The sequence below is a fragment of the Nocardiopsis sp. CC223A genome (genome assembly GCF_030766825.1).
Lineage (GTDB): Bacteria > Actinomycetota > Actinomycetes > Streptosporangiales > Streptosporangiaceae > Nocardiopsis.
The window spans coordinates 1-8,354 of the sequence record NZ_JASFDV010000140.1; the positions used below are offsets into that span (position 1 = coordinate 1).

Annotated in this window: 6 protein-coding genes; 3 read left to right on the forward strand and 3 right to left on the reverse strand. The window is 68.8% G+C overall.

Going from position 1 to position 8,354, the window contains the following annotated elements:
* Positions 1-752 (reverse strand): polyphosphate--glucose phosphotransferase (gene ppgK / locus QJS33_RS30510; RefSeq protein ID WP_306371538.1); only part of this gene is annotated, 752 nt, incomplete at its 3' end.
* A gap of 191 nt (positions 753-943) precedes the next feature.
* On the opposite strand from ppgK, the gene QJS33_RS30515 reads away from it, so the two are divergent.
* Both QJS33_RS30515 and arc read left to right on the forward strand, forming a co-directional pair.
* Positions 944-1,924: a tRNA (adenine-N1)-methyltransferase gene (locus QJS33_RS30515; protein ID WP_306371539.1), complete on the forward strand. Its 981-nt coding sequence runs from the start codon at positions 944-946 to the stop codon at positions 1,922-1,924.
* Positions 1,925-2,339: 415 nt separating this feature from the next.
* On the forward strand, positions 2,340-4,109 hold the full coding sequence (gene arc / locus QJS33_RS30520) for a proteasome ATPase (protein WP_306371540.1): 1,770 nt from the start codon (positions 2,340-2,342) through the stop codon (positions 4,107-4,109).
* 347 nt (positions 4,110-4,456) lie between these two features.
* On the opposite strand, the gene QJS33_RS30525 is transcribed toward arc, so the two are convergent.
* Positions 4,457-5,389 carry a transposase gene (locus QJS33_RS30525; protein ID WP_306371541.1) on the reverse strand — a complete coding sequence of 311 codons (933 nt, stop codon included), beginning with the start codon at positions 5,387-5,389 and terminating at the stop codon, positions 4,457-4,459.
* A 772-nt stretch (positions 5,390-6,161) separates the two neighbouring features.
* Between QJS33_RS30525 and QJS33_RS30530 the strand changes: the two genes are divergently transcribed.
* Positions 6,162-7,859 (forward strand): serine/threonine-protein kinase, encoded by a 1,698-nt coding sequence (locus tag QJS33_RS30530; RefSeq protein WP_306371542.1) that lies wholly within the window; start codon positions 6,162-6,164, stop codon positions 7,857-7,859.
* A gap of 43 nt (positions 7,860-7,902) precedes the next feature.
* On the opposite strand, the gene QJS33_RS31515 is transcribed toward QJS33_RS30530, so the two are convergent.
* Positions 7,903-8,070 (reverse strand): hypothetical protein, encoded by a 168-nt coding sequence (locus QJS33_RS31515; protein WP_372339746.1) that lies wholly within the window; start codon positions 8,068-8,070, stop codon positions 7,903-7,905.
* Between the last annotated feature and the right edge of the window lie 284 nt (positions 8,071-8,354).

An 8,354-nucleotide genomic window follows, 5' to 3' on the forward strand; every position in this document is an offset into this window, starting at 1 on the left:
GGGCCGTGGGCCGCCAGGGCCGCGCCCACGATGCCCGCCGTGTTGCGCAGCTCGGCCGGGACGATCGGGGTGCGGATGTCCAGCAGCGGCAGGAACCTGTCCGCCTTGCGGCTCACCCCGCCCCCGACCACGATCAGGTCCGGCCACAGCAGGTCCTCCACCACCCGGTAGTACCGTTGCAGGCGCTTGTGGGCCCACTCGTGGTAGGACAGGCCCTCGCGCTCCTTGGCGCCCGAGGACGCCTTGGACTCGGCGTCGTGGCCGTCGATCTCCAGGTGGCCGAACTCGGTGTTGGGCACCAGGTTCCCGTCCACCACCAGCGCCGTGCCGATCCCGGTGCCCAGCGTGGTCATCAGCACCACGCCCGACACCCCCTTGGCCGCCCCGTAGCGGGCCTCGGCCACCGCGGCGGCGTCGGCGTCGTTGAGCAGCCGCACCGGCCGCCCGGTGACCCGGGCGAACAGCGCCCGCGCGTCGGTGTCGATCCAGCTCTTGTGCAGGTTGGCGGCGGTGCGCACCACACCGTTCTGGACCACGCCCGGGAAGGTGATGCCCAGGGGCGGGCCGGCCGCAGCGGGGAAGTGCGCGGCGATCTCGCCGACGATCTCGGCGACCTCCTCGGGCCCGGCGTGGTGGGGGGTGAGGATCTTCAGGCGGTCTTCGAGGAACTCCCCGGTGGTCAGGTCGACCGGGGCCCCCTTGATGCCGCTGCCGCCGATGTCGATCCCCAGCCCGGTGGTCGGCTCTGACATGGGTCCTCGTCTCCGTGTCCGTGTTCGGGCGGGCAGGTCGGCCCGCAGGGCTGATACTGCCCCTCCCCGCGGAGCTTCGCACGCGGCGCCGGTGCGTGTCCGCCCGGCGCGGACGGGCACAGGTGGTGTCGGTGGACCGATACGCTGGGCGATCGCCCCGACCGAACCGAATCTGGAAGACGAGAGCGACGTTGACCGGTATCCATGGCCGCCGTGGTCCCTTCACCGACGGTGACACCGTGCAGTTGACCGACCCCAAGGGCCGTATGCACACGATCACCCTCCACGAAGGGGGCACCTTCCACTCCCACAAGGGCAAGGTCGAGCACTCCGACCTCCTCGGCCGGCCCGAGGGCAGCGTCGTGCGCTCCAACACCGGTACCGCCTATGTGGCGCTGCGCCCCCTGCTGATCGACTACACCCTGTCGATGAAGCGCGGGGCGACCATCGTCTACCCCAAGGACGCCGCCCAGGTCCTGGTGGAGGCCGACATCTTCCCCGGCGCCCGGGTCGTGGAGGCCGGCGCCGGGTCCGGCGCCATGTCCAGCTGGCTGCTGCGCGCGGTGGGGGAGCAGGGCATGGTGCACTCCTACGAGCGCCGCGCCGACTTCGCCGAGATCGCCCGCAAGAACGTCGAGCGGTTCTACGGCGGCCCGCACCCCGCGTGGAGGCTGACCGTCGGCGACCTCGTCGAGGAGCTGGACGAGACCGACGTGGACCGCGTGTTCCTGGACATGCTGGCCCCCTGGGAGTGCCTGGACGCCGTGGCCGGGGCGCTCATCCCCGGCGGCCTGCTGTGCTGCTACGTGGCCACCACCACCCAGCTCTCGCGCGTGGTGGAGGAGCTGCGCGAGGACGACCGGTTCTACGAGCCGCGCTCCTGGGAGACCATGCTGCGGACCTGGCACGTGGAGGGCCTGGCGGTGCGCCCCGACCACCGCATGATCGGGCACACCGGGTTCCTGGTGGTGGCCCGCCGCCTGGCCGACGGGGTGGAGGCGCCCGAGCGCCGCCGCCGCCCGGCCAAGGGCGCCTACGGACAGGACTACGAGGCCGCCCGCGCGGCCGCGGGCGGCACCGCCGCGGCCCCGGCCCCCGAGGCGAAGCCCGCCGCCGAGGCGGCGCAGGAGCCGCCGCAGGAGTCCCCGGCGCGGGACACCGCCGCGGAGTGACCCCTGTGCGGGGCCCGTGGCCCACATCGGTCACGGGGAGCCCCTGTCGCCCCGGTGAGGATCTCGACCGAAACCGCGGTACGGCCCGTCCGGAACACGTTTCCGGGCGGGCCGTCGTGTTCTCGCGACGGAGAACGGAGAGGGGTCCCGGCGCGTTCCCCGGTGTTCGAGTACCGTAAACATGTCCGTTTCATCCCCGGCGACGTGCACGGCCCCGCCGCGCCGTCAAGGGGGTCAAGCGTGACCCGGCCTCGCCCGAGAGGTTACTTTCTCATTACGTCGGGTCATCCGCTAGCATCCTGACCTGCGATGACGCAAGGCCGCGAAATGAGGCCTTCGACACTCGTCCGGGCTGGGAGGTTAGGAATAGGGCAGGGGTAGGTACGCTCCCGAGTAGTCGTCCTTCTAAAGGGAGGTGGCGGACGTGGCCGAGCGCGAAGACGAGCGTCAGAGCGACCGGGACCGTGAAGTCGCTGAACTCACGGCCCAGGTCTCCTACATGGAAAAGGAACTCAGCGTGGTCCGGCGCAAGCTCGCCGACTCGCCCCGACATGTACGCCTCCTGGAGGAGCGTCTCAGGGAGGCCCAGGCCAACCTCGCGGCGGCCAACGGGCAGAACGAGCGGCTGGTCTCCACGCTCAAGGAGGCCCGCGAACAGATCGTCGCCCTGAAGGAGGAGGTCGACCGGCTGGCGCAACCGCCGTCCGGCTTCGGCGTCTTCCTGGGCGGACGCGAGGACGAGACCGTCGAGATCTTCACCAACGGCCGCAAGATGCGGGTCAACGTGAGCCCCTCCGTGGACGTGGACGAGCTGCGTCCCGGCCAGGAGGTCATGCTCAACGAGGCCTTCAACGTCGTCGAGGTGGAGTCCTTCGAGACGGTCGGCGAGGTCGTGATGCTCAAGGAGATCCTGGAGGACGGCGAACGCGCCCTCGTGATCTCGCACCACGACGAGGAGCGCATCGTCCGACTGGCGGACCCGCTGCGCGACGAGCCGATCCGGCCCGGGGACTCCCTGCTGCTGGAGCCGCGCTCGGGATACGTCTACGAGCGCATCCCCAAGTCGGAGGTCGAGGAGCTCATCCTCGAAGAGGTCCCCGACATCGCCTACACCGACATCGGCGGCCTGTCCGGGCAGATCGAGCTCATCCGCGACGCGGTCGAGCTGCCCTACCTGCACAAGGACCTGTTCCGCGAGCACAAGCTGCGCGCGCCCAAGGGCGTGCTGCTGTACGGCCCGCCCGGCTGCGGCAAGACGCTCATCGCCAAGGCGGTCGCCAACTCGCTGGCCAAGCAGGTCGCCGAGCGCACCGGCCGCGACGTGGGCAAGAGCTTCTTCCTCAACATCAAGGGGCCGGAGCTGCTCAACAAGTACGTCGGTGAGACCGAGCGGCACATCCGCCTGGTCTTCCAACGGGCCCGGGAGAAGGCCTCCGAGGGCACCCCGGTCATCGTGTTCTTCGACGAGATGGACTCGATCTTCCGCACCCGCGGCTCGGGTGTGTCCTCCGACGTGGAGAACACCATCGTTCCGCAGCTGCTGAGCGAGATCGACGGTGTCGAGGGCCTGGAGAACGTCATCGTCATCGGCGCCTCCAACCGCGAGGACATGATCGACCCGGCGATCCTGCGGCCCGGCCGCCTGGACGTCAAGATCAAGATCGAGCGGCCCGACGCCGAGGCGGCCCGGGACATCTTCGCCAAGTACATCACCGAGGACCTGCCGCTGCACGAGGACGACATGGCCGAGCACGGCGGTTCGACCAAGGCCACGGTGGACGCCATGATCCAGACGGTCGTGGAGCGGATGTACACCGAGGGGGAGGAGAACCGGTTCCTGGAGGTCACCTACGCCAACGGTGACAAGGAGGTCCTGTACTTCAAGGACTTCAACTCCGGCGCCATGATCGAGAACATCGTCTCGCGGGCCAAGAAGATGGCCATCAAGGACTTCATCGACCACGACTCCAAGGGGATCCGGGTCGCGCACCTGCTCCAGGCGTGCGTCGACGAGTTCAGCGAGAACGAGGACCTGCCCAACACCACCAACCCCGACGACTGGGCGCGGATCTCCGGGAAGAAGGGCGAGCGCATCGTCTACATCCGGACCCTCGTCACGGGCAAGAAGGGCGCGGACTCCGGGCGGAGCATCGACACGGTGGCCAACACCGGCCAGTACCTGTAGGAACGCGATTCTGAGAGTGGCCTGAGGGGCCGACCGGACTTCCGGTCGGCCCCTGCTCGTACCGGTTGTTCCCGGGCCCCGTGATGGCAGGGTGTTAACACTTTTCTGGTGTCGCGGCGGGCTGAGGGATGCCCTCAGCCGCCCACCCAGGGAACACCGAGCGTAACCGTTGAGGCTTGTGCAGGACCCCGAACGTGGGGTCGGCTGTTACTCCGACGAGCCTCTAGTAGTACTTCGTTAGCTCGTGTCGGGTGGATGCTGCTGCGCAAGGGGCCTACGGCAGGTGTGGCACACGCCGGTCCAGCACAGCAGCACCCCTTGGAGCGCGTCCAGGACCTGGTACAGACTCAGACCGACGTCGACCTTTTCGGGTCCGGTCTTCGCAAGGTCAAGAACGCCTGCTCCGCGCTGACCAGCGTGACGTGGTGGTGCCGGCCCCGCCAGGTCCGCCCCTCGTAGTGGTCCAACCCCAACCCGTGCTTGAGGTCGCGGTAGTCGTGCTCGATCCGCCATCGGATCTTGGCCAGGCGCACCAGGTGCCGCAACACGGTGTCGGCGGGCAGGCTGGACAGCCAGTACTCGGCGGCCACTCGGCGATGAGCGTCTCGACCGGCAGTACCCCGTCCTAGGCCGACCGTCCGCCCGCCCGGCGGCCCGCGACACCGGCAGGACGCACGCCTAGGACCAGGAACCGGCTCCGCATCGCCCCACGGGAGCCCTGCCGCCACGTGCACCGCCGCAACGCCCCACGTCCCTGTTCCGGGGCCAACTCCCGCAGCGTCCTGGCCGGGGTGCGGTAGCGCGGCAGGCGCGGGCCCGGACCGGACCGCTCGCCCGTTTCGGGCACCGCCTGGCCGGGGGGCGTTCAGGCCGCCGGGCACCGCGACCACGTAGTCCAGGCCCCGCTCGGCCAGGCCGTGACGGAAGGGGTGGTTCTGCCCGTATCCGGTGTCGGCCACCACCACTTTCTCCTGCAACCCCCAGGAGCGGGCCTGGTCGACCATGTCCAGGGCCGGCCGCCACTTCTGGCGGTGGCCGACCTGGTCGGGCACCCCGGTCCTGGCCCGACGCGGATCTGCGGCCTGCGTCCACTCCCGGGGCAGGTAGAGCCGCCAGGACGGGGAGACCGACGCGGTATCGCAGACGGCGTGCAGGCTCACACCCACCTGGCACACCGCCGCCCAGACCGCGGCCGGGGCAGTGCTAGGCGCAACGGTCGCCGGGGCCGTCTTCCAGATGCTGACCTGAACCGGGTGAGGGTCGTTGCCGCTCCACGGCACGTCCGAAGGGCTTCCCTCTGTATAGGGGGCAGCCCTTCGGACGTGACCGGCGAGATGCAGTCAATGAGCCCTTTTCATTCTGAAAGCGCAGTTCATAGCCTCACGTTGGTCTCCCAGAGCCTCTTCTGAGCAGCAGGAAGACCCCGGCAGAGGAGTTGCCGACCAAGAAAACCCAGCACCAGAGGCGGACCTACGCCTGTGTGGTCACGAGCCCGAGCGCGGAGCAGGCCGGTGCTGCGAGGCTGGCCGCCCTGATGCGGAGGCGCTGGCAGATCGAGTCGCTGCACCCTGTGCAGGACGTGAGTTTCGGCGAGGACGCCTCCCGGGTGTGGACTGGGCACGGCCCGCAGAACAGGGCGATGCCGCGCAACTCGGCCACCCCGCCGCCGACCCGGGGACGTCCAGCGCCCCCGACACGACCCGCTGGGTGCCCCACGAGGCGTTCACCCGCCCGCTCGACCTATCGAGGACCCCTGAACAGGAAGAACACACCCCTCGCCCGACAATGCAACAGCCCCGCTCTCGTCATGGTCCCGGCCTTCTTCGGGCCACCGATCCGGCACTCCAGGGAATCCACACCATGAAATCGGACAGAAAAAGCTCGGAATTCACCTTTCGCCGCCCCGGAGAACGACGAACGCGCCACCCAGGCGAAACGCAATCAACAACCGCTGACCGCCGCTGCGAACCGATGCATTTCCGTGACAACCGGTGTTTATCGTTCCTACGGGGCATTTCCCTTGCCCCATGTTGATGACACCGGGGGTGAACCGTGTTCGCACTCTCTGACAACGATCCCGGACGGCTCGGGCGGTACCGGCTCCTCGCTTCGCTCGGCGAAGGCGGCATGGGGCACGTCTACCTCGCGGCCGGTCCGGGACGGCAACTCCTGGCGGTCAAACGGGTCCTGCCGCACCTCGCACGGGACGCGGGGTTCCGGCAGCGCTTCGCCCTGGAGGTGGAGAGCGCCCGCCGGGTCGAGAGCCCGCACACCGTCCGGCTCATCGATGCCGACACCGAAGCGGAGCAGCCCTGGCTCGCGTCCGAGTTCATCCCCGGACCCACCCTGATGGAGCACATCGAGCAGGACGGTCCGCTCCCCGAACCCCTGGTGCGCGGCCTGGGCGCCGACCTTGCGGCGGCACTGGCGGCGATCCACGGTGCGGGACTGGTCCACCGTGACCTCAAACCATCCAACGTCATCCTGACGTTCACGGGGGCCAAGCTCCTGGACTTCGGGATCTCCCGCGCCATCGACTACTCCACCAGCGTCGCCCTCACCCAGACCGGCGGCGTCGTCGGCTCGCCCGGCTACATGTCACCCGAGCAGGCGCAATCCCACCCGCTTACCGAGCGCTCCGACGTTTTCAGCCTTGGCTGCCTGTTGGCCGTCGCGGCCACCGGCCGGGCTCCGTTCGACGCCCCGTCCATCCCGCAGGTCCTGTACAAGGTCGTGTACGAGCAGCCCGACCTCGGCGCGGTCCCCGAGTCCTTGCGCGACACCGTCGGCCGGTGCCTGGCCAAGGACCCGCAGGACCGTCCCTCGGCGGAGGAACTCGCCGGGCTGCTGACCGGAACCGGTGCCGTGCCGCAGCAGACCCTCGCCTCCGTCGCGGCCTTCATCCATCGGCAGCACGCCGAGGTGAACGCCTTCGCCAGCGCGGTCGCGCAGCAGCCGACCCTGGTCGACGAGGCACCGACCGAGGTCCGCCCGCAGCAGACCCCGCAGCAGACCCCGCAGCTCGGTCCTGACGGGCCTGTTCCCGGTGGCCCTGTCCAGTCCGGTCCCGGCGGTGCCCAGCCCGGCGGGACCGTTCCGCCGCAGCGCCGCGTCGGCAAGCCTGCCCTCATCGCCGGAGCAGCCGCGGCGGCCCTGCTGCTGGCCGTCCCCATCGGGTACGCCTTCTCCTCCAGCAGCGATGCACCGAACGGGGGGAACGATGATCCCGCCTCCGCTTCCCAGACCGACGGGGGCGGCTCCGAGCCGGAAGACCCGGAAGCGCCCACACTGTCCCTCCCGCCCTCGATGGAACTCTGCAACATCTTCGACCCCGAAGACCTCATCGACCTACTCGGGTCGGAATGGACGGTGAGGGGACTGGAGGAATCAGAGGAACGCTATTCACGGTGCAGTATTTCCCTCGACGGCCCTTCGATCTCGTCAGTGACCCTGTCGATCTCCGTGCTGCATACCGAAGCCGACAGAGGGAGCATCTGCGTGTTCATCGACGACTGCGACTACACGTATGGCTCGGAGCCCATCCCGAACGGCGAATCGACCGCCAGGCCCTGGGAGGTGGGAGGGCTCGTCGAGAGCATTTTTGGGCCGGAAATGGTCTGGTACGAGGACGGTGTGTCGGGGTCGGTTCTAGTAGGTTTCATTGCGTTCGACGACTATTCGGAAGAGGATCTGCACGCATTCCTCCTGGAACGGGGCATCGAGCTCTACGACCTCGCCAGCGAGAGCTGAAGGTTCCTCCCGGGACGCGTCGGGAACCGATCAGGTCGGAGGGTCACACGAACCGGCTCCGGAGCTCCTTGATCGCCGGCCCGATCGCGAACACACCGCTTTCGTCGAAGGGGTGTCCCACCACCTGCACGCCCACCGGGAAGCCGGACGCGGTTCCGTCGGGCACGCACAGCGCCGGGCAGCGGTTCGCCATGTTGAACGGCACGGCCATATGCGCTTCCCAGTAGTGCTCCAGTGACCGCTTTTCATCCTGCTTCTCGGAGTTGAGGTACGAGCACGGCTCGGGCGATCTTCCCGACGTCGGTACACGGCTGTGACAAGCATCTTCAAGATGAAAAGGGCTCAATGCCTCGCAGCGTCATAGATGATCCATGGGCCCCGGCGATCGCAACTTTCCGTTGCGTCTCCGGAGATGGGGTCCAGCGCTCAAGGCCCGTGGATGCCGCCATCACGGGGTTGTGAGGCGACCGGAAGCAAAAGGGGCCCGTCGGAACA

Bases quoted from the DNA above. Each gene is read 5' to 3' on its own strand.
- QJS33_RS31515 (WP_372339746.1), bottom strand. From the start codon at position 8,070: ATGGCCGTGCCGTTCAACATGGCGAACCGCTGCCCGGCGCTGTGCGTG.